The 20,791-nt window shown below is 61.6% G+C and carries 17 protein-coding genes; 11 read left to right on the top strand and 6 right to left on the bottom strand.

Translation table 11 applies throughout. From position 1 onward, the window contains the following. Positions 1–111 precede the first annotated feature (111 nt). Entirely contained in the window at positions 112–627 is a 516-nt protein-coding gene (locus SYN60AY4M2_RS09985) for a MarR family transcriptional regulator (protein WP_099812831.1), read from the bottom strand. A gap of 384 nt (positions 628–1,011) precedes the next feature. On the opposite strand from SYN60AY4M2_RS09985, the gene SYN60AY4M2_RS09980 reads away from it, so the two are divergent. Beyond that, positions 1,012–2,325 (top strand): D-alanyl-D-alanine carboxypeptidase, encoded by a 1,314-nt coding sequence (locus SYN60AY4M2_RS09980; protein WP_011431238.1) that lies wholly within the window; start codon positions 1,012–1,014, stop codon positions 2,323–2,325. A 335-nt stretch (positions 2,326–2,660) separates the two neighbouring features. Here SYN60AY4M2_RS09980 and raiA read toward each other — a convergent pair whose 3' ends face one another. After that, a complete protein-coding gene (gene raiA / locus SYN60AY4M2_RS09975) occupies positions 2,661–3,236 on the bottom strand; it encodes a ribosome-associated translation inhibitor RaiA (protein ID WP_011431240.1) in 576 nt (191 codons plus the stop codon). Positions 3,237–4,001: 765 nt separating this feature from the next. On the opposite strand from raiA, the gene SYN60AY4M2_RS09970 reads away from it, so the two are divergent. The 4 genes from SYN60AY4M2_RS09970 (at position 4,002) to SYN60AY4M2_RS09955 (ending at position 6,984) form a co-directional block, all read left to right on the top strand. Next, entirely contained in the window at positions 4,002–5,210 is a 1,209-nt protein-coding gene (locus tag SYN60AY4M2_RS09970; protein WP_206336832.1) for a methionine gamma-lyase family protein, read from the top strand. A gap of 136 nt (positions 5,211–5,346) precedes the next feature. Further along, the gene (locus tag SYN60AY4M2_RS09965; protein ID WP_099812830.1) at positions 5,347–6,102 is read left to right on the top strand and encodes a hypothetical protein; all 756 of its coding nucleotides are present in this window, start codon (positions 5,347–5,349) and stop codon (positions 6,100–6,102) included. A 330-nt stretch (positions 6,103–6,432) separates the two neighbouring features. Further along, positions 6,433–6,639: a hypothetical protein gene (locus tag SYN60AY4M2_RS09960; RefSeq protein ID WP_071813530.1), complete on the top strand. Its 207-nt coding sequence runs from the start codon at positions 6,433–6,435 to the stop codon at positions 6,637–6,639. A gap of 42 nt (positions 6,640–6,681) precedes the next feature. Further along, positions 6,682–6,984: a TMEM14 family protein gene (locus SYN60AY4M2_RS09955; RefSeq protein WP_011431244.1), complete on the top strand. Its 303-nt coding sequence runs from the start codon at positions 6,682–6,684 to the stop codon at positions 6,982–6,984. Positions 6,985–7,067: 83 nt separating this feature from the next. Here SYN60AY4M2_RS09955 and SYN60AY4M2_RS09950 read toward each other — a convergent pair whose 3' ends face one another. Next, positions 7,068–7,697 carry a DUF4384 domain-containing protein gene (locus tag SYN60AY4M2_RS09950; RefSeq protein ID WP_240527818.1) on the bottom strand — a complete coding sequence of 210 codons (630 nt, stop codon included), beginning with the start codon at positions 7,695–7,697 and terminating at the stop codon, positions 7,068–7,070. 218 nt (positions 7,698–7,915) lie between these two features. On the opposite strand from SYN60AY4M2_RS09950, the gene SYN60AY4M2_RS09945 reads away from it, so the two are divergent. Next, positions 7,916–8,353 (top strand): tetratricopeptide repeat protein, encoded by a 438-nt coding sequence (locus SYN60AY4M2_RS09945; protein ID WP_011431247.1) that lies wholly within the window; start codon positions 7,916–7,918, stop codon positions 8,351–8,353. Here SYN60AY4M2_RS09945 and SYN60AY4M2_RS09940 read toward each other — a convergent pair. The 3 genes from SYN60AY4M2_RS09940 to SYN60AY4M2_RS09930 form a co-directional block, all read right to left on the bottom strand. Next, a complete protein-coding gene (locus tag SYN60AY4M2_RS09940; RefSeq protein WP_011431248.1) occupies positions 8,334–8,528 on the bottom strand; it encodes a hypothetical protein in 195 nt (64 codons plus the stop codon). The two genes, SYN60AY4M2_RS09945 and SYN60AY4M2_RS09940, sit on opposite strands and share 20 nt — an antisense overlap. A gap of 112 nt (positions 8,529–8,640) precedes the next feature. After that, the gene (thrC, locus tag SYN60AY4M2_RS09935) at positions 8,641–9,699 is read right to left on the bottom strand and encodes a threonine synthase (RefSeq protein ID WP_099813323.1); all 1,059 of its coding nucleotides are present in this window, start codon (positions 9,697–9,699) and stop codon (positions 8,641–8,643) included. 153 nt (positions 9,700–9,852) lie between these two features. Next, positions 9,853–11,376: an isochorismate synthase gene (locus SYN60AY4M2_RS09930; RefSeq protein ID WP_168173621.1), complete on the bottom strand. Its 1,524-nt coding sequence runs from the start codon at positions 11,374–11,376 to the stop codon at positions 9,853–9,855. A gap of 368 nt (positions 11,377–11,744) precedes the next feature. Between SYN60AY4M2_RS09930 and menA the strand changes: the two genes are divergently transcribed. The 5 genes from menA to SYN60AY4M2_RS09905 all read left to right on the top strand — a co-directional run bounded on the left by menA (position 11,745) and on the right by SYN60AY4M2_RS09905 (position 20,512). Continuing rightward, complete coding sequence (menA, locus tag SYN60AY4M2_RS09925) at positions 11,745–12,611, top strand: 2-carboxy-1,4-naphthoquinone phytyltransferase (RefSeq protein ID WP_041438574.1); 867 nt, start codon at positions 11,745–11,747, stop codon at positions 12,609–12,611. Positions 12,612–12,752: 141 nt separating this feature from the next. Then, positions 12,753–14,591: an LptA/OstA family protein gene (locus SYN60AY4M2_RS09920; protein WP_099812827.1), complete on the top strand. Its 1,839-nt coding sequence runs from the start codon at positions 12,753–12,755 to the stop codon at positions 14,589–14,591. 77 nt (positions 14,592–14,668) lie between these two features. Next, complete coding sequence (locus SYN60AY4M2_RS09915; protein ID WP_099812826.1) at positions 14,669–15,847, top strand: LptF/LptG family permease; 1,179 nt, start codon at positions 14,669–14,671, stop codon at positions 15,845–15,847. An 80-nt stretch (positions 15,848–15,927) separates the two neighbouring features. Further along, positions 15,928–19,179: a hypothetical protein gene (locus tag SYN60AY4M2_RS09910; protein WP_240527817.1), complete on the top strand. Its 3,252-nt coding sequence runs from the start codon at positions 15,928–15,930 to the stop codon at positions 19,177–19,179. Positions 19,180–19,276: 97 nt separating this feature from the next. Further along, positions 19,277–20,512: an LL-diaminopimelate aminotransferase gene (locus SYN60AY4M2_RS09905; protein WP_099812825.1), complete on the top strand. Its 1,236-nt coding sequence runs from the start codon at positions 19,277–19,279 to the stop codon at positions 20,510–20,512. Positions 20,513–20,791 lie beyond the last annotated feature (279 nt).

Here is a 20,791-nt window from a genome sequence, read left to right as displayed (position 1 = left end):
CGCTAACGCGGTCGCGTCAGCATCGCGTAGTGACAACGGAAACGGACAGAATGCTATCGCTTCACCGCTGAGCAGTAATGCTCAGCAGTGTTCAGCGTAAATGTATCAGTGTCAATAGGACAAGCGATGGTGCGGCTCTGCCACCACCGCGGCCTCCGACTCCTCCGACAAGTGGGCAATCAGCCGATCCACCAGCCGCGACAGGGTTGCCCGTTCTTCTAAGCTGAGACAGCCGTAGGTCTGCTCCCGCAACTCCCAAATGAGAGGGGGCAAAATTTCTTTCAACTTCTCTCCGGCAGGGGTGAGGTAAACCCGCCAGATCCGCCGATCCTTGGGATCCCGCTGCCGCCGGATCAGCTCCCGTTTCTCCATGCCGTCCAAGACACCGGTCATGGTACCCCCCAACTGCTGCAGGCGCTCGCAGATAGTGGAGGTGGGGATCCCGTCTTCTTCCCAGAGGCAGCAAAGCACCACCCAGTGGGAAGCGGTCAGGCCGAAGGGCTCCAGGTAGGCCTGAAATTTCCGCCGCACCAATTGCGACAACAGCCGAAGGCGATAGCCCAGGGAATAAGGGGCCAGAATCTCGCGCCATCGCTCCAGGAAGGCTTGTTTCTCCAACTGAGCCATCGCTGAGGGTTCCCCATGGGTGGCTGAGAATGCTTAGAGCTTAAATTCTTCCATTCTAACCTTCTATAAAGAGCGGCCAAAAGCAGCTCATCATCCGTTACAAAAGCGTTACAGGCTTTACAACAAAAGTTACAGTGGAGGGTTGGGCGAGGGGCGAATCTCCCGCCAATTAGCATCAGCTAGGAACCAAATTAAGCTTGGCGTGACAGGGATCCCGCTCTTCTGTCTGAAGGAAGAAAATGCCGATTTGCCCATCTGGGGTCGCCTCGGCAAAAGAGGGGCAGTGGGCAAGGGGAAAATTTGCCAGAGCCATTGAGATGGCACTAGAGTAGCTTCAAGTTTTGCCAGCTCGTTCTCTTTGCCAATGTCTTTTGGGAGGTGAGCATGTTGTCTATCCTACAGGGGTTGAGCTCCCAGCGCCGTTTCCTCTGGGCAGGGATCCCGTTGGTTTGTTCTCTGGCCCTGGGGGCCTGCTGGAACAACCGCAGCAGTGCCGAAACCCCCTCTCAGGGTGTCCAGGCTGAGGTTACAGCAGCGGCGCAAAACCCCTTCCCCCCCATCCCCACCCCGCCGCCGCCGCTGCCTTCCCCCAGTGGCACGCCCGGCCTTCCCCCCTGGTGGCCCCGTGGGCAATCGTCGCAGTGGCAGGATTCCCCCTACGCCGTGGCCTTGTCCGGTTTTTTGCAGGGATTGGCGGCCCAAGGGGGAGCGCTCTCTCAACAGGGGATCCTGCTTTGGACAGCCGAAGGCGAGCTCTTGGCGGAGCACCTGCTGGATCGGCCTTTGCCGGTGGGGGCTTTGGATCAATTGGCCCTCAGCCTGATGGCGCTGGAAAAGTGGGGCTATGAGTATCGCTTCCAAACTCGCTTCTACACCACCAGCCACCGCTCCGGCCAGCGCTTGACGGGAGACTTGGTCGTGGTGGGCGGCGGGGATCCCTATTTCCGGGAGGCCAATGTGGCCGAGCTGGCCCGCCACCTGCACAACCTCGGCATTCGCCAGATCGACGGCGAGGTGAAGGTGGTGCCCCCCTTCCGCTTGCTGGGTCAGCCTGACTCTCTGGCCAGCGCCCGCCGGCTTGCCGAGCTCCTCCGAGATCCCCAGGGGCCCTATCCTGTGACCCTCGGCGGCTCCGGGTCAACGTTAAGGGAGCTGCCGGAGGAGATCCATTGCCTGGCCGGCTACACCTCGCTGCGCCTGGGATCCCTGCTACAAATCCTCAACGGCGGCAACGATCGGGCCATGGCAGAAGCCCTGTTGGCGGAGCTGGCAGGCAGAACAGCCCTGCTGGAGTACCTGCAGCAGCGGTTGGTAGCTCAGCCGGTTGCCCATCTGGATCCCAAACTGGCCCCTGCCCAGTTGGAAATTCGCCTTGGCCCAGGCGGGCAAGAGCTGTACCTCTCCCCCCGCGCCCTGGCCCATCTGTGGGAACATCTGCTTGAGGCCACAGACGGGGATCCCAGGCGTGTCCTGCCAGTGGCCGGGGTCGGCCACAGCCCTTTGCAGCTCCGCGCTCTGCCCCCGGGCACGATCGCCCAGGTGGGCTCTGCCGCCAACCGACTGATGATGGTGGGGCAGCTTCCGGATGGCACCCGTTTCGTCTTACTCAACCACGGCCCGGATCTGGGCGTCTTGCGCCAGCACCAGGATCAGTTCCTGCAGCAGGTGCTGGCCGTTGGGGAGCCTCTCCGCCGCTGAAGAATAGAGCCCTCTCCCTTCTCTTTTCTTCGAGGCCCTCTTGGTCGGGGAGCCACGGTGCAAACGGCTCCCCAACATCTAGTTGGCCGATCCCTGACTTTCCCCTCTCCCTTGTGGGAGAGGGGCTGGGGGTGAGGGCAGCTTTTACGATTGGAAGAAGGCGGGAATTAAAGAGGAGGGCAAAGCTGCCTAGGGCTGGCCAAGCCAAGGATCGGTCTCGCCTCGCAACTGGCAGGATCTCCTGCTGCATCACCATCTCAAGCAGCTCATCCACCTGATCCAGCAGGCGCTGCCCCTGAGACCTAAGGCAAACAAGAAAGCCCGCAGGGTCTCCTCTAGGGATGGGGGCGGATCAGCCCGTAGCCGCCGTGCTTGCGGACATAGATGACGTTGATCTCGCCGTTTTCGATGTTGCGGAACACGTAAAAATCATGATCCACCAGCTCCAACTGGTGCAGCGCCTCCTGAACTGTCATGGGAGGCATGGCGAAATACTTGGTGCGCACCACCTCAGGGGGCAGCTCTGCTTGCCGTTCTGTATTCAGAGGATCGGTGAGGGGCTGCTGGGCCACTGCCACCGAGGTTTTGGGAGAATGGCGGATGCGGTGAACGCCGTTGCGTTCTTTATATTTGCGCAGCTTGCGGGCCAGCTTGTCGGCAACGCGGTCAATGCTGGCGTAGAGGTTCTCGCTGCTTTCCTCCGCCCGGATGACGGTGCCGTTGGCGTAGACGGTAACTTCGGCAGATTGGTTGGCACTGATGCGGGGGTTACGGGCTACCGATAGATTGACATCCACTTCACTGGTGATCTGGGCAAAATGTTTGACAGCCCGCTCGATTTTTTCTTGAACGTAGCTGCGGATGGCGTCGGTAATCTCGACGTTTTTCCCTTGGATCACAAGCTTAGTCATGGGTACTCTCCCGGTTGTGTCAGTTTACACCTAAAGTTAGCGCCTCACCCTCGCAAAGGATCCCTAGGAAACAGCCCCCACCTCAGGCATGATCGCGGCCCGGCAACTTGCAGAAAGGGCTACGCCAGAAGATGAAGATCGGCTTTGGCATCGGCACTAACCTCTTGGGTTAAGTCTAAGTTAACATCTCCCCCAGGGATCTGGTTCAGGGGTTAAGAATAAATTTAGGCCGTCTTCATTTTTAAGGGATTGGGAGCCAGCACCACTTCTCAGGCAAGGAGAGGTTCCCTGAATTCGGAACTCCAAATTCAAGTGGAGAAGGTCTCCAGACTGCTCGAAAAGGGCAAACTTAGTGGCAGAACTTACACAGATAGGTTCTGCCGAAAATGCTTTTACTAAACTTAAATTCAACAGAGAGAATCAGCACTTGCTGAATCGACCTCTGCTCTCAGGGCGAGCATCTCCTTATTGTTTATTGCTATCTTTTCTCTTTTCTCCTTACAGAACTTGTGGCCATTATACAACCTGGTGAGCCAGGGTGCTTTTTCCAGCTCAGACAGAGACTGAAAGGGAGAATGAAGAGATGTTGACTGAAGTTAAGCTTTTTATAAGATAGGGATCCCGTAGAAATATCGTTACCAAGAGCAGGTCTGAAAAGCCGTTTTTGGCCTCTGTGGCCGACCTGCTAGCCGGAAGGCCGGTTTGCTTAGAAGAAGTGGGGTGGACCCGGTGGTCAGAGAGATCTCTTGGAAAGCGAAGGAGCTTTTGGACAAAGCAGAAGCAGCTTTGCAGGATCAGTTTCAGGCGATAGATAGGGTCCTTAGGGAGAACCTGGCGCGGGTGCTGCAGGCCTTCCGCGACCAGCAGGTGGGATCCCATCACTTTGCCGGCGTATCGGGCTATGGTCACGACGACCGGGGACGAGAGGTTTTGGATCGGGTGTTTGCCCAGATCATGGGCTGTGAGGCGGCGCTGGTGCGGCTGCAAATGGTGTCTGGCACCCATGCCATTGCCTGTGCCCTGTTTGGCGTGCTGCGGCCGGGGGATGAGCTGTTGGCCATCACCGGCCCCCTCTACGACACTCTGGAGGAGGTGATCGGCCTGCGGGGATCGGGGCGGGGATCCCTGCGGGAGTTCGGCGTTACCTATCGTCAGTTGGATCTGCGGGAAGGAGATGTCGATTGGCAGGCCCTGAAAACGGCCCTTAAACCGCAAACCCGCCTGGTTCACATCCAGCGCTCCTGTGGCTATGACTGGCGTCCCAGCTTTTCCATCGCCCAGATTGCCGAGATGATCCAGATCGTCAAGGCACAAAACCCGGAGGTGGTGGTCTTGGTCGATAACTGCTATGGCGAGTTTGTGGAAACCCAAGAGCCCACCCACGTGGGCGCAGATTTGATTGCTGGATCCCTAATCAAAAATCCAGGCGGCACCCTGGCCCCGGCGGGGGGCTATGTGGCGGGGCGGGCCGAGCTGGTGGAGCAGGCTGCCTGCCGGCTGACAGCGCCAGGGATCGGCTCGGAAGGGGGAGCAACTTTCGATCTCAATCGCCTGCTGTTCCAGGGGCTGTTTTTGGCTCCACAGATGGTGGCCGAAGCGGTCAAGATCGCCCATCTGGCCGCCCAGGTGTTCCACGATCTGGGCTATCCTGTTTCCCCGTCACCCCAGGTGTCCCGCACCGACATCATCCAGGCCATTCAACTGGGATCCCCGCAGAAGTTGCAGGCCTTTTGCCGCGCTATCCAAAGCAGCTCGCCAGTGGATTCCTACCTCACCCCGATCCCAGAAGTGATGCCCGGCTATGCCGACCCGGTGGTGATGGCGGCGGGCACTTTTGTTGCCGGCAGCAGCGCCGAGCTCTCCGCCGATGGGCCAATGCGCGAGCCCTACATCGTCTACTTACAGGGGGGGACCCATCTCAGCCACGGGCGGTTGGCCCTAGAGGCCGTCTTGCAAGCTTGGGATGCTCTGTAAATTGCCGTCCCTGGCCGGGCTCCGCCCAAGGAGTAGAATTGAGTCTGTGGTCTCCATTCCCTCTAGACGGATCCTCGTCGATTGGATGTCGAGCTTATGTTCTAGTTCTGGGTTTTTCCTCGGTTGGGGATCCCGTTTGGCCCTTGCTTGGGTGGCTTTGGGGTTGGCCAGCGGCTGTCGGCTGTTGAACCCCGTGGGAGAGGGGAGCACACAAGTGGGAGCCGCCTTGACTCCCTCTCCCCTGTGGAGAGGCAGCCAAACCCTGACAGGAACTCTTGAAGGGGGGGACGAGGTCAGCCCCCAGTACGGCAGCTACTGGGATGGGATCCCTGTGGCCGCCGAGGCGGGCCAGATCCTGATCGCCGCCCTGGAGAGCGAAGACTTTGACCCTTACCTGGAGCTGGTGGACGGCCAAGGGCGGGTAATCGGCTTTGACGACGACTCCGGCCCAGATGTTAATGCCCTCTTGGCGGTGCGGCTGCTGCAGGAAGGCACCTACACCTTGCGGGCCACAAGCTTCAAGCCGGCATCCACTGGCACCTACCGGCTGACCTACCGGCTGGCCCAGGTCGATTGGCAGCAAACGGTGTCGGGCCGTCTGCAGAAGGGATCCGCCCAACACCCTGAAGACGGCAGTTGGATGGAAGAACACCCCATCGCTGCCCGGGCCGGCCAGATCCTACTCGCTTCGATGGCCAGCTCTGATTTCGATGCCTTTTTGCAACTGTTGGACCCGGAGGGAGAGGTGATGGCTTGGGATGACGACCAAGGCGGCGGCAGCGATGCCCTGATAATTGCCTTTTTGCCTCGCAGCGGCACCTACACCCTCCGGGCCAACACCCACAAACCAGGAGAAGAAGGAGCCTATGGGTTGCAGTACGCCCTGCACTAGCGTCCAGGCCTGCCAAGCTTCTGCGCCTTCCCTGAGAAGTTTTGGCCGGTCTGCCTGTAAGCCTTTTGATGCCGATGTCGAGATTGGGCAAGAGTCATTATTGCTTTATTTTATTAGCGCTGGAAGCTTCTGGTTCAGAGCCTTCTGAAGCAGGGTTGGTTGGGGTTTGCTGAGGTTTATGGGAAAGCATGACATCTTATCCTAAGTTGTGACGGAGCTGAAATGTTGCCTTCATGGACAGGGCGTTTTCCCTAGAATGGGATCGATGGCCTAGACCCCTCTTTCTCTTGCACTTTCGCAGTTCAGCCCTTACCCTACACAATGGATGCCATGACCCCTGAAATGGTACGCCAGTTCTGGTCTTTGGTCAGCGAGATCGGCAGGCCAGATTGGCTCAATCAGCGCGACGATGACTTGGTGAATCTGCTTCTGAGTGCTTGCCAAAAAAAACATGCCCTCAGCAACGTCGATGCCTCAATTCTCAACCGCTACATCAGCATCCGCCTGCCCTTGATTCGTGAAATTGTTGTCGACTAGACCGAGCTAGGGGGGTTTTTCCCAGCCATGATGGCCGCACAGATGACTTTGCTCGTCTATGGAGCGCTGCTTTTGCTAGGCGGGGTCGTCGGCTATGTGAAAGGCAGAAGCTCCAAGTCGTTAATTAGCGGCCTGGTGGGGGCCGCCCTCAGCGGCGTCAGCTACGGGCTACTGGGAACAGATCCCCGCTGGGGGCTGGGTCTGGGCTTGGGGACGGCGGTGCTGGGATCCCTTCTCTTTGCCCTGCGCTACCGCAAAACCGGCCAATTTCTGCCTGCTGGTCTAATGCTGGTGGTGAGCTTGGCGGCTGTTCTTCTCCTAGGCCTCAGCTTCGGCTCGGTCTAGGCCGGCAGCGGCAAGACAAGCCTGCTTGGCTGTCGGTTCCAGACTCTGGGATTAGGGCGGGTCTGGGATCTCCATTGCCGGGGTCACCACGGTGCAACCCGATAGAAGCGAGTGGTGGTCACCCACTCGGTGGCAGGGATCTCCTCGACGACGATGGCGCGGGCGATGGCATCGCCCAGTTGGGATCCCCGTACCCGTACATTGGCAAAGGAGCCACCCTGCTCAAAAGAGGCAATCTCCTGGAAGTTGAGGGGACGGAGGGAGGCCACCGCCAATACTTGGGCTTGGCCAAAGGGCGGGGCGATGGTCAGGCGGTAGCGGGCGCCAGGGGGCGGGAAGGTGCGCGCTTCGCCGGCCCGCAAAAACTCGTTTCCACCCGAGAAGCGGTTGGGCAAAATCAAATGGGTGCGGCCATCGGCTTGGATGCTGAAGAGGTAGACGTAAGCGTCGCGATTGGTGCTCACGGTAATGGCAATCGGCTCGCCGGGCCGGTAGATGGGGTTAGAGCCGCGCCGATCCAGCTCCAGGTTGACCTGCAAGTTGGAAGGCACTGGGTTGACGATGATGGAGCGGGTGCCGGTTTCCAGCCGATTGTCGGCCAGTTGTAGCCTTTGCAGCGGGGGGTAGAGGCCCAGGGTCTGCGGGAAAACGGCGGTGGCCGGAGCCATCGACAGCCCCAAAGCCAGCGGCAGGAAGACCAGTTTGGCGTTCATAGTTCACACCTGACAATCAGTGGCTATGTTCATCCTAGGAAGGGGCAGAGTTCGACCGGAGCAGGCTTCGCGCAGTCTCAGATCTCCTGCTGATGCAGTTTCCCCTGCCGCAGATGGCAGGCCCAGGGGGGAAAAGGCGCTGAGAAAACTGGGAGATCCTGTCTGGAAAGGGCTAAGCTGCAGATTGGGGATCCCTCGACTCGAGCCCAACCTTGCCTATGGCCGGCGACAGTTACCAAGAAGGCATTGCGGCGGTTCAGGCAGGCGATTTTCCGGCTGCCATCCAGGCCTTTCGCCGGGCAGTTGCCGAGGATCCCGCGCACACCGAAGCTCGCTACAAGCTGGCCTGGGTGCTGGGCATGAGTGGCTATCTGGATCCGGCACTGGCCGAGCTGGAGGCCGTGTTGGCGGCAGATCCCACCCATGTTGCAGCCCACTACAACCGGGGAGCCTTGCTGTTGCAAAAGGCTCAACTGGAAGCAGAGGTGGATGGACAACTCGATCTCGAGGTCCTGCGGCAGGCCGAAGCGGCTTTTCAAACCGTGATGCGCTTGGATCCCAACGATCAACGGGCCTATGCCTTTCTCACTTTGGTCAGGCGAGCCATCCGCAACTATCAGTCGCCCGCGCAGCCTTCTAGCCGCAGTGACGAGTAAACCCCTGCACCAGGACTTCCAGGGGGGGAACGCCGGGATCCCCCAGCTCGGCTGCCACTTCTTGAGAAACCTGTCTCACCACTTCCGCAGGCAGTTGCAGCTTGTCCACCAACTGCCAAAAGTCCTCTAGCTCTTCCCAATTCAGCCAAGGCTCCTCTACGGGCGCTGGCGGCAATTACCAGGTAGCCCACCTGAGAAGGAGACGCCTCTCGGCTTCGTCGCCAACTTGAGCCAGCACCCCATTTATCCAGGGGTACTACCAGGTGGCACAACCACGACCAGCGGCGCTAAAAGCCCATCAGGCGGGCTACAGCAGCCAAATCGGGGGCTACTCCTGTGTGGATGGCGGCGGATCCCTGTTGGGCGGCCGTGTCGGGATCCTTAAGGCCGTTGCCGGTGAGCACGCACACCACCTGGGCGCCGGCAGGCACCTGATCCCGCCATTTCAGCAATCCAGCCACTGCAGCGGCACTGGCCGGCTCGCAGAAGATCCCTTCCTCCGCCGCCAGCAGACGATAGGCGGCCAGGATCTCCTCGTCGGTTACACTATCCACCCGGCCACCGCTGGCCTGGACTGCCGCCTTGGCCTTCACCCAACTGGCAGGGTTGCCGATGCGGATGGCCGTAGCCACCGTTTCCGGGTGTTCCACCACCCGGCCCAGAACGATGGGAGCGGCGCCGGCAGCCTCAAAGCCGTAGAGACGCGGGCGGCGGCTAGCCTTGCCTCGCTGGTAGTAGTGGCAAAAGCCCATCCAATAGGCGGTGATGTTGCCGGCGTTGCCCACCGGAATACAGAGCCAATCGGGGGCATCCCCCAAGGCATCCACCACCTCGAAGGCGGCAGTTTTCTGCCCCTCCAGCCGAAAGCGGTTGACAGAATTGACCAGTGCTACCGGGTAGGCTTCCGCCAGTTGCCGCACCATAGCCAGCGCCTGGTCGAAGTTGCCCTGGATGGCGATGATCTCGGCCCCGTACATCAGGGTCTGGGCCAGCTTGCCCTTGGCCACATAGCCATCTGGGATCAGCACGTAGGCCCGCAGGCCCCCTTTGGCCGCATAGGCAGCGGCTGCTGCCGAGGTATTGCCGGTGCTGGCACAGATGATGGCCTCTGCCCCCGCCTCTTTGGCTTTGGACACTGCCATGGTCATGCCCCGATCCTTGAAGCTGCCGGTGGGGTTGAGGCCCTCCAGCTTCAGGTAAACCTGGCAGTCTCGCCCCAGCCGTTGGCTCAGCGCGGGAGAGGGGATCAAAGGAGTATTGCCCTCATGCAGCGTCACTACGGGGGTGCTGGAGCTGACGGGGAGCCAGTCCCGGTAGTGCTGGATCAGGCCGGGCCAGAGCCCCACTTGCGCGCGGGATCCGGCCGTACGAGAGGAATGGGTGGGATTCAGGGTCACCATGCTGCCGAGCAGTCGAGGCCAACGGAAGGGCCAGCTTCTTAACTGTAACCGTTTGCGAAGCAGTTGGAGCAGCTCTCTCCCCTGCCGGATCGAGAGGATCTAGTCGGGCAAGGGCTGCAAGGCCAGCGCCTGGGCCAGAGAATGCAACTTGAGGCGGATCTCGGCCAGCTCCTGGGCGGGGTTGGAATCGGCCACGATGCCGGCGCCGGCATACAGGCGGGCCCGCTTCCCCGCGATCAAAGCCGAGCGGATCCCAACCACCAACTCGCCATTGCCCTGCAAGTCCACCCAGCCCAGCGGGGCGGCATAGCTCGAGCGGTCAAAGGGCTCCCACTGCTCCAGCCACTGCAGCGCCGCCTGCTGCGGATAGCCTCCCACCGCTGCGGTGGGGTGGAGCTGGGCCAACAGGTCGAACAGATGCACCTCCGTAGGGAGTTCGGCCTCGATCACCGTTTGCAGATGCTGGATGTTGGCCAAACGGCGCAGCCGTGGCTGAGGGGAGATCCGGGGCTCCATCCCCAGCCGGCCCAGAGCCTCTTGGATCGAGCGCACCACCCACTGGTGTTCGCGGCGGTCTTTGGGGCTGCGGAGCAGTTGCTCGGCCAACATGCGATCCTGGTGGCCGTTGGCGCCGCGGGCGACGGAGCCGGCCAGCGCATCGATCTGCACCCGGCCCTGCCACACCGACAGTAGCCGTTCTGGGCTGGCTCCCAAGAAGATCTGGGGAGGAAAATCCCTCTGGCTTTCCAGGGCAAAGGCGAAGACGCTGCAATCGGGGTGATGGGCCTCCAGATAGGCCAGCAGCGAAGGGATCGGGGGAGGGGAGGGCAACGCCAGATCCACAGCCTCTGCCAGCACCACTTTTTCCAGGGATCCCGCCTGAATCGCTTGCAGGGCTTTTTGAATGCGAGCCAAGAGAGGTGTTTCCGCTACCGCTACCGGTAGAGGGGGCTGCAGCTCCCAACCGGGCAAGGGAGCCTGGGAAAGACGCTGCATGCGGGCAAAAAAAGCGGCAATCTGGCCAGCCAAGGCCGCCGGGTCGCTTTCGGGGCCGACTTCTAGGTTAAGCCGCGCCACCGTCAGCTCCCCCCCCACCTGCAACAGTTGCCAGCGCGGCAGGACCAGTGCTGCCCCCCCGCCGCTCCTGGGGGCAAAGCCAAAACGGCAGAAGCACAAAGGGCGCTCCTGACGGCTGCTTGGGGACTCTAGGTTGCCAGGAGCGGTGTGGACATGGGGCTGTAGGGCTTGCACAAAGGCCCGTGCCGCCTGAAATCTCCCCTCTCCTGAAAGGTCGAGCTGCCGCAGGGATCCCCACCCCAGCAGCCGCACCCTTTCCCCTTGCGCCTGGTGGGAGAGATAGCAATAGCTAGAGGAGCGGTTGGGGGGGAGCGAGCCCAACTGCCGGGTCAGCACTGCCAGCGGATCTAGCCCTGAGATGGGCTGCGATAGGCTGAGAATCTGGGGGATCCCCCGCGCTCGCGCCATCTCTTGGCAGGTCGCTAGCAGGGGATCCCAGGCGTGTTCCACCTCTGCTGGCCCAGCAGAGGCGTGAATGGGCGGCCAGGCTCTGGGCCATTTCGTGCGTCCGGACCCACCCTTCCAGGGGAAAAGAGAAGAAGTCATGCGCAAGCAAAAGAGAACGATCCTACCTTGGCCGAAAACAGGACAACCGTCATCTCAACCGGCAAGGGAAGCTGCAGAAAGGCGTTTCAGGATATGAGATTAGGGGGGCAGCCGGCAGCTCAGGCTCGCCAGCGCCGGATCCCAGGCGTTTCTTTACGGATTGCAAGGTTTCTTAGCATCCTTGGGGATGGGAACAGAAGCCCCCTAACCTAACAAATACAGAGCAAACACAGAACCCAGAGAGAGCTAGATCCAACATGCTCGCACAGCCGGAACCGTCAAAGAGAACGCGCAGGAGTCCAAAGGCCAGCCCAGTACAGCTTGCGGAAAAGGGCACTTGGGAGAGCCGCTCTCGGCGACAGTTGTGGATGGCCGCCCTTAAGCCCCCCATGTACAGCGTGGCGATCATGCCCATCTGGGTGGGATCCGCCATCGCCTACGCCCAGTCAGGGGCGATGGATGTGGGGGTTTTGGCGGTGTTTCTGGGGGCCGCCATCTGTCTTTTGGCTTGGGTCAACATCAGCAACGACGTGTTTGATGCCCAGACGGGGGTGGACAAAAACAAGCTCCACTCGCTGGTCAGCTTGACGGGCAGGCCGGTTCAGGTGTTTTGGGTGGGCAACGCCTTTTTGGCTTTGGGGCTGGCGGGGATCCTGTGGCTGAGCTGGCGGCAATCGGATCCGACGGTGCTGCTATTGGTGCTGCTGGCCTGCGGGCTGGGCTACGCCTACCAGGGGCCGCCCCTGCGCCTGGGCTACTACGGCCTGGGGGAGCTCCTCTGTTTTTTGAGCTTCGGGCCGCTGGCGGTTTTGGCCGCCCACTACAGCCAAAGCCAAAGCTGGTCGCTGCCAGCCCTGGCGGCCTCACTGGTGGTGGGGATGGTCACCAGCTTAATTTTGTTTTGCTCCCATTTCCATCAGGTGGAGGACGATCTGGCTGCCGGCAAGCGCTCGCCGGTGGCCCGCCTGGGCACTCGGCGCTCCGCCCGTCTCATCCCCTGGATCTGCGGCAGCATTTTTGGCCTGCTGCTGCTGTTTGTCGGGCTGGGGGCTTTTCCGGCTTGGACGTTGCTGGGTTTTGCCGGGATCCCCTTTGCGGTGCGGCTATCCCGCCTGCTGGGGGCCTATCACGACCAGCCGCAGCGGATCAGCCATTCTAAGTTCATCGCCGTCGGCCTCCACTTTTGGCTGGGGCTGTTTCTGGGGCTGGGCTTTATCCTCAGCCGTCTGGGATAAGCCAGAACCCTAGAGGTGATCGGGATCCCGCCGAGGCGGCCCGCAAATTGCGATAAGCTACAGCCTAGTGTGCCGGCTTGGGTGTTGGCCCCGCTGGGGCTCATGGGTTAGGGATCAACGTAAGGCAGCGGCGAGAACAGGATGCGGCGATTTTTCAATTCCAACCTGGGGGTGGCGCTCTTGGGAACCGGCCTCTTGGCTGCTCTGGTTGCCTGGGCCTTGTCCATCGACATCGAAGAGGTAAAGGTGGAGCCCCTTCCCCCGGATCAGCCCCTTTCCGTCAGCCGCAGGGTAGATATCTTGGGTCGTCGAGGGGGCCAGCGGCGTTGGCGTCTCATCGCCGACCAGGTGGAGCTAAGAGCTGGGCAACAGGTGTTTGAGCAGGGGGCGCACGGCTACTTCTACGGAGATGGCGCCGACCGCCAAGAAGAGGTGCCGGATCCCTTTTTTGCCAGCAGCGAGCGGATGATTTGGCAGGCCAAGCGTGCCCGCTACGACGCCACCGCCGACGCGTTGTATCTGGATGAGGGGGTGGAGGTGAGAAGCGAGGATGGCAGCCTGCTTCTGACCCGTGCTCTGCGAATCACCCCCGAAGAGCGCATCGAGGTGCCGGAGGCCTTCACCCTCAAAGGGCAAGAAATGATCCTAGAGGGCCGCTCCGGCTCGTTTAACTTCCAATTTGCCCTCCTCAGCGCCCAGCAGGGCAAGCTAACGGTGTTGCCCTTGGATTCGGAGTCCTCACGCCCAGCAGCCGCGCCCATGAGCGACCCGACCAGCGCTGGGGCGGATCCCACTTCTACCATCATCACCGCTGACCAGCTCACCTACGACCGGGCCAACCAGGTGGCCGAAGGGAAAGGGAACCTGCGCATTCGCGAAGGCGGCCTCGAGATTCGCGCCCCTCAGGGCACCTACCTGCGCCGACAGGCCCAGAGCATTCTCTCCGGCGGCGTGGTGTTGCAGGAGGTGGCCGATGTCGGCAGCCGGGATCCCCTCTTGGCGGATCTGCGCTTGGCCCAGGCTGATCCCCAGGCGACCCCAGCCCAGCAGGATCAGGAGGTCACCATCGTCGCCGACCGCCTCACCTACGACCGCAACACGCAAATTGCTCGCGGGGAAGGCAACCTGGAAATCCGCCAGGGGGAAACCATCATCCAGTCGGCCCAGGGCACCTACCGCCGCCGCGAATCCCAAAGCCTGCTGACGGGGGGGGTTACCCTGCGCGAGCCTGGGCGGGTGCTCACCTCCGCCCGCTTGGAGGGCAACCACCGCGACAAGATCTTCTTTTTTGAAGAAAACGTCCTCTACCGGCAGATGGCCACCTCTACCCCAGCTCCTGGCGGCGGATCCCTGACGGAGGAGCTGCGCCAAGCCGAAACGGAAGTGCGGGCCGCCCGCCTGGTTTACAACTCTCGTACCGGCACCTCGGAGTTTAGCGAGGCCGTCGAGTTCATCCAGCGGGGGCGCAAGGCCAAGGCCAACCAGGCCACCATTACCCCTGAGAAGGTGGAGCTGCGGGGAGAGGTGGTGATCGAGCAGATCGAGGGGGACTGGCTGGCGCGGCGTCTGCAAAACCCCCAGACCCAGGCCGATGTGGACCAGCCGACGGTGATCTACGCCGACCGGGTGGAGATCGATCAGGCCAGCGGCGATGCCCGCTTCTTCGGCAATGTGGTTATCGTGCAGGCCAACCGCGCCATCGAAGGGGATCGCGCCGAGTACTCCGACCAAGGGCAGATTTTCAGGATCACCGCCGACCAGGCTCCCGTCCTCCTCTGCGATCGCGGCGAGCTCAATCCGATTCCCCGCGAGAGCACTGCACCGCTGCCCGGTCGCGATGCTCTGGATCAGATGTGCCGGGGCGCCAACCGCCTCAGCGGCAGGCTGGTCACCCTGAACTTGGAGCGGGATGAGTACACCGTGGAAGGGGACGAGCAGCAGCAGGGGATGTTTCAATTCCGCATCACCGACGCCCTCTGACGGGATCCCAGCGGAGCTGGGGGTCGTCTGGATCTCTAGAGCTGGCTGAGCTTGTGCACCTGAGGTAACAGAGCCACATGACCATCCCACTGGCCAAGGGTCAACGGCGCCGAACTTCTGCCCAGACGGGGAGCTTTTGGGGATCCCTGAAGTTGGGGGGCTTTTTTTTGGAGTTTTATCTCTGCAAAGAGATGATCCGCCCCTTCTTTTTGGGGGTGGCGGGGGGCACGGTGATGATGCTGGGCAACCAGCTTTTTATCTACGCCGATTTGCTGGTGAAAAAAGGCGCCCCTCCCCTGACAATTTTGCACATTCTCCTCCTCAACTTGCCCGCCATTTTGGTGGTCACCTTCCCCATTGCCGGCCTCTTTGCCACCCTACTTACTCTGGGCAGGATGGGAGCTGACAGCGAGATCACCGCCCTGTGGGCCGCCGGGATCCCCTACCGCAAGGTGTTGATTCCGGTGCTCTGCATCGGCCTGCTGGTCAGCGGCCTGGCGCTGTTGACCAACGAGGTGATCGTGCCAGAGACCAACCAAAAGGTGAAAACCCTGAACACCAACCTCATCCTGGCCCAGGATGCCCTTCCGTTTGACTCGGAGGAAATTGTGCGGGTGGACGACGACCTCTGGTTTCATGTGGGATCCATCGACCCGAAGACCGGCTGGATGCACGATCTGCTGATTTTGGATCGCAAGGCCGAGACCGGCCACCTGCGCTACCCACAGGTGATCTCGGCCCAAACGGCGCAGCAGGTGGGCCAAGCCTGGCACCTGCAAGACGTGGTGATCCGTCGCTACGACGAGCGGGGGCGCACCTACTACGAGGGCCAGGTGGCGGAGATGGAGCTGAACATCGTCAACAAGTTGGTGGGCCTGGTGTACGCCGAGAAGGTGCCCCAGGAGCAACGGGCGGCAGAGCTGTGGGAGCAGTGCCAGCGATATCGAGCGGAGCAACGTCCTTCTGCTGATGTGGCCCGCTGCCTGACGGAGTACCACCTCAAGTTCGCCATTCCCTTGGCCAGCTTTTTTGCCATTTTGGTGGCTGCGCCCTTGGGCCTGCAGACGGTGCGCCAGACCGGCCGCTACGGCAGTGTGGCGCTGGCGATTGTCCTGGTGTTTATTTACTATGTACTGATGAGCCTGGGACGCGCCATGGGCCGAGTTGAGCATATCGATCCCTGGCTGGCCGCCTGGTTGCCGAATATGATTTTCGGTGGGGTGGGCTTCTCTCTACTGTGGCGGTTTTTACGGTGAGATCCGGCAACTTCCCGCAGGGCTTCAGCCCTTGGGCAAAATGGTTGGCCCTGTGCTGGGGCAGCTCCTTGTGGTTGGGGATGGGGGAGGCCGTCTTTGCCCAGTTGGATCCCCTGCCCACCAATCTGGAGGGCTATCAGCGCTTTTGGGCGGCCCAGCGGAGCCGCGATCCTGGCTCAGAGCCGGTTGCTCCCACCGGCGCCAGCCTGTTGGGGGATCCCATCACCTTGGCCGAGGCCCAATCCTCCTCGCGCCTGGCAGCAACAGCGGCTCCCTCCGTTCCCCCTCTTCCCGCCTCGGCCCCTGTTGAAGGATCCCCTCCCGAAAAAGCGCTCACACCGGAAGAGCTAAACCGGCAGCGGCTGCAGCCGCTCTTGGCCGAAGGGGCGGCGGCCCATGCACGGCGGCAGGCGCAGCAGGCCCAAGCTCAGGCAACACCGTCCTCCCGGTCTGCTTCATCGACAACGCCCACGGCAGCTGTTCCTACTCTGGACTCCCTTCGCTCCTCCCAGCCTGCAACTTCCCAAGCTGCTGGCTTGCAGGTAGAAGAGCAACCTGGGCAGCACCCCAACGAAGCGAGGCGCTTGCCTGTTCCCCCCCCAGGGTCCACCGTCGAGAGCCTGGCCGCTGCTCAAGGGCAAGAGAGGCCTGGTTCGGAAGCGGTGGCGCAGCAAGTCCCGACCTGGATCCCGCAAGCCGGCGGGAACTGGAATTGGGGCGGCGCCCCTTCTTCCACCGGCACTCAGAGGGCAGCTCAAACCGGAACTGAGGCATTCACCCCCACTGCCGGATCCCTCCTTGCTCCTCAGTTGTTGGAGCGGTTCCCCCTGTTGCGAGATCTGGGCGATCCCGCCACCGGCCCAGAAGCCGCTCCGCCTGCCAGCCAGGGATCCCAGATTCGCCAGCAGCTGGCGGCCACCGCCACCGCCCAGATCCCCCTCGACCCGGCTCAGATCAACGTCAGTGGGGATGTGCTCAGCTACCTTGCCGAGCAAGACCTGGGCATTGCCGAGGGGAACGCCCAGATCCAGTTGGCCGACGGCACCCGCATCAGCGGCGAGCGGCTGTTGTTTTACCGACGGGAACGGCGCCTGCGCAGCGACGGCCCCTTCCGGATGGAACAGCCCCCTGGACCCCAGGGGCGCGGCATCCGGCAAATTGAGGGGCGCAACCTGGATCTGGACATCCCCGGTCGCAGCGCTCAATTTGAAAGCTCGCTGGTGATCTTGCCGGGGGAGGAGCCGGGCACCAAGGTTTTTGTGCGCAGCCAAGAGACCACCGCCCTGTTGGGGGATCAGATCTTTTTCGAGAGGGCCACCGTCACCACCTCGCCGGAGCCGCCCATTACCCACTACGTACAAGGGGATCGGGTGGAAGTGTTTCCCGATAACCGGGTCATCGTTTACGACGCCCGCGTCTTTGCCGGCGGCGAGCTCACCCCAGAGGGCGATCTGCGGGCGGGACTGCAGGTTGCCTACTTGCCCCTTTTTATCTACAGCCTGCGGGATCACCAGTGGGTGCTGCCGGGACGCAGCGAGGCGGAAGGGGTGTTTGTCAAGTCCAGTTGGGCCTACCGCTTCGACGAGTACAACTTCGGCGGCCTGCGGCTAGATGTCCTGCAGAAGAAAGGCCTGGGCATCGGCTTTCTGCACGACTACATCCTCCCCATCCCCGACAGCGTCAACTACGGGCGGGCCCAGTTTTACCTGGTAACCGAGGCCGACCAGCGGCGCTTTTCCAGCCGCCTCCGCCTCGACCACAACTTCGACTTCTACGCCGCCAACATCCTCGGCCAAGAAGGCCAACTGTGGGGCCAGCTCAACCTCAACCTGGACAACACCTACCGCCCTGCCGGCGGGCGCAACGACAACGCCGACCTGCGCCTCAACACCACCTTTCAGGGGGATCTCTCCACCACCACCCTCAACATCAGCCGCACCGGATCCCAGGAGAACGGCACCTATAGCTTTCCCCTCACCCTCAGCCACCTCCAGCGCTATGGGGGCATGCCTTGGCTGCAATCGGATCTGCGGCTGGACTACAACCAGCGGGTGAGCGTCAAGGATGGGCCAGACTTTGCCGACGCGCGGCTGACGCTGGGTGCCCAACTCACCCCACCCGGCTGGGGCGGCACCTATCGCCTGGCCTACCGCGCCTACAGCAGCTCCAACGGCGACACCGAGCCGCGCCGCAACTTCGAGCTGGCCTTCAATCCCGATCTCCTCCGCATCACTCCCGATATCTCCCTCAGCAGCGCCCTCACCCTGACCCAAGAGCAACAGCCGGATCGAGAAGTGGGATCCGGCCTTAACTTTTTCAATCGTTACGAGCTGCGCTCCAGCCTTCAATTCAACGACATTCAACCGGCTCCCTGGATCACCTTCATGCCCGGCTCGATCGACTACACCCAAGTCCTGTACTCAACCCCCGACCAGGAATCCACCGTCAGCCTCAACCCCCGCCTCAGCCTCAAGCCTGCCGACTGGAACACCATCGACCTGCGCTACAGCCGCACCTTCTACGGCAACAACTCTGTGCCCTTTCAAACCCTTTCCGCCAGCCCCAAGGATGTGGATCGCCTCAACGCCAGCATCAGCTTCTTTACGCCGCGCGACTTCCTGCCCAACGTGCCTCCCGGCTACCTTGCCTTTGAAGATGACCTGCCCGGCGAGCTGCCCATAGCCCTGACTTTTCCCGACGACACGCCGGAGGACTTGGAAGCGATTGCCTCCCGTAACCTGCAGGAGCTGCAGGCAGAGGTGAAAAACCTGGTGCGCCTGGACACCAGCCTTGGCTACGACTTCATCACCCAGAAGTGGGATACCCTCAACGCCAACTTCACCTGGAGCACCACCCCTGATCTGTTCAACATTCAGTTGCAGACGGCCTACGACCTGAACCAGGGACAGCTCCAACCCGTTCGTCTGGAATATCGGGGACGCAGCAGCACCACATTTAACCGGGATCAACGCTCTGGCCTGGAGGTGTATGAACCAGGGATCAGCTACGCGCTGCAGGCGGTTTACGATCCGCGGCTAGGTCAGATCTCTACCTATGGACTGGAGTTAGATGCCACCCTCGGCACGCAGTGGCAAAACCACTGGCGGCTCCGCCTGGGCCTGACGGAGGCAGGGATCCGCCGCATTGAGGTGCGCCGCGACCTGCGGGATTTCGAGCTGCGCCTGGCCTACGATCCGCTGGCAGAGTCCCTGCGCCTGGAAGGGATCCTGGTGGCCTTTCCCAGCCGCCCGGTGGGCCTGACCCAAGAGCGGGGAGAGTTTCACCTAACCTCGCCGGTGGGCGCCTTCAGCCTGGATAGCCTGGGGCGCTAGGGCTGGCTCTGCCCTGCAGTCGGGAGGGCGGGTTGGGGCCGGCTTCGGCTACACTAAAGGGCCGACGCTCCTTTTTGCTCAGCAGCGCTGAACTCCTATGGCCAGGATCAACGACCACTTCCTCAAGCTGAAGGCTGGCTATCTCTTTCCCGAGATTGCCCGGCGGGTGCAGGCCTTTGCCGCCGCCCATCCCGAAGCTCAGATCATCAAGATGGGCATTGGCGATGTCACCGAGCCGCTGCCGGAAGCCTGCCGAACAGCCATGATCCGGGCCGTGGAGGAGATGGGGGAGCGGGCCACCTTCCGCGGCTATGGGCCGGAACAGGGCTACGAGTGGCTGCGCCAGGCCATTGCCCGCCACGATTTCCAGGCCCGCGGCTGCGACATCGACGCCTCTGAGATCTTCATCTCCGACGGCTCCAAGTGCGACTGCGGCAACATCCTGGATATTCTCGGCCACGACAACACCATTGCCATCACGGATCCCGTCTACCCGGTTTATGTAGACACCAATGTGATGGCCGGCCATACGGGGCCGGCCAACGAGCGGGGCGAATACGAGGGCCTGGTCTATCTGCCGCTGACGGCGGAAAACCACTTCACCGCCAGCCTGCCCGAGCAAAAGGTGGACGTCATCTACCTCTGCTTTCCCAACAACCCCACTGGTGCAGTCGCCACGCGGGAGCATCTGCAGGCCTGGGTGGACTATGCCCGCGCCTACAACTCGCTCATCCTCTTCGATGCTGCCTACGAGGCCTACATTACCGAGCCCGGGATCCCGCACTCCATCTACGAGATCCCAGGGGCCAGGGAATGTGCCATCGAGTTCCGCTCCTTCTCCAAAACGGCTGGCTTTACCGGCACCCGCTGCGCCTTTACGGTGGTGCCCAAGTCGCTGCGAGGCCAAGCTGCCGATGGCTCCTGGGTGGATCTGTGGAGCCTGTGGTATCGCCGCCAGTCCACCAAGTTCAACGGTGTGGCCTACATTGTGCAGCGAGGGGCCGAGGCTGTCTACTCTGAGGAGGGGCAGGCGCAGGTGCGGGCTCTGGTGCAGTTTTACCTGGAGAATGCCCGCATCATTCGTGAGCAGTTGGCCAAAGCCGGCCTCCAAGCCTACGGCGGCGTCAACGCTCCCTATGTTTGGGTAAAAGCCCCGGAAGGACTGAGCAGTTGGGAGTTTTTCGACAAGCTGCTGCACACCTGCCATGTGGTGGGAACTCCCGGATCGGGCTTTGGCAGCGCCGGCGAGGGCTATCTGCGCCTGTCGGCTTTTAACAGCCGCGCCAACGTGGAAGAAGCCATGCGCCGCATTGTCAGCGTGTTTGGGAGCTAAGTGGAGAGGGCTGGAGCCAGGGATTTTCCCCAACAAGCTGGAGAAAGGGAGATCCCTGGGGCGGTGGTGGAAGGGATCTCTTCTTTGACACTCCCACCCAGGGGATTCTTACGCAGCCCAAAATGGACTCGCAAAGGCGCTGTCAAGACGCCCCTAGACAGTCCCTTGAGGCATAACCTCAAAGTTCTGCTTACTTCGGACTTAAGTTCCTCCAGGTTAGTTATTGCCGCGCGGGTTTTGCACCGCAGTAGGTCGTTTTCCTGGAGAAGCTCTGTACTA

Origin of the sequence: Synechococcus sp. 60AY4M2 (assembly GCF_002760375.1) — a bacterium.
Lineage (GTDB): Bacteria > Cyanobacteriota > Cyanobacteriia > Thermostichales > Thermostichaceae > Thermostichus.
This window is presented reverse-complemented; position numbering and strand designations above follow the sequence as displayed.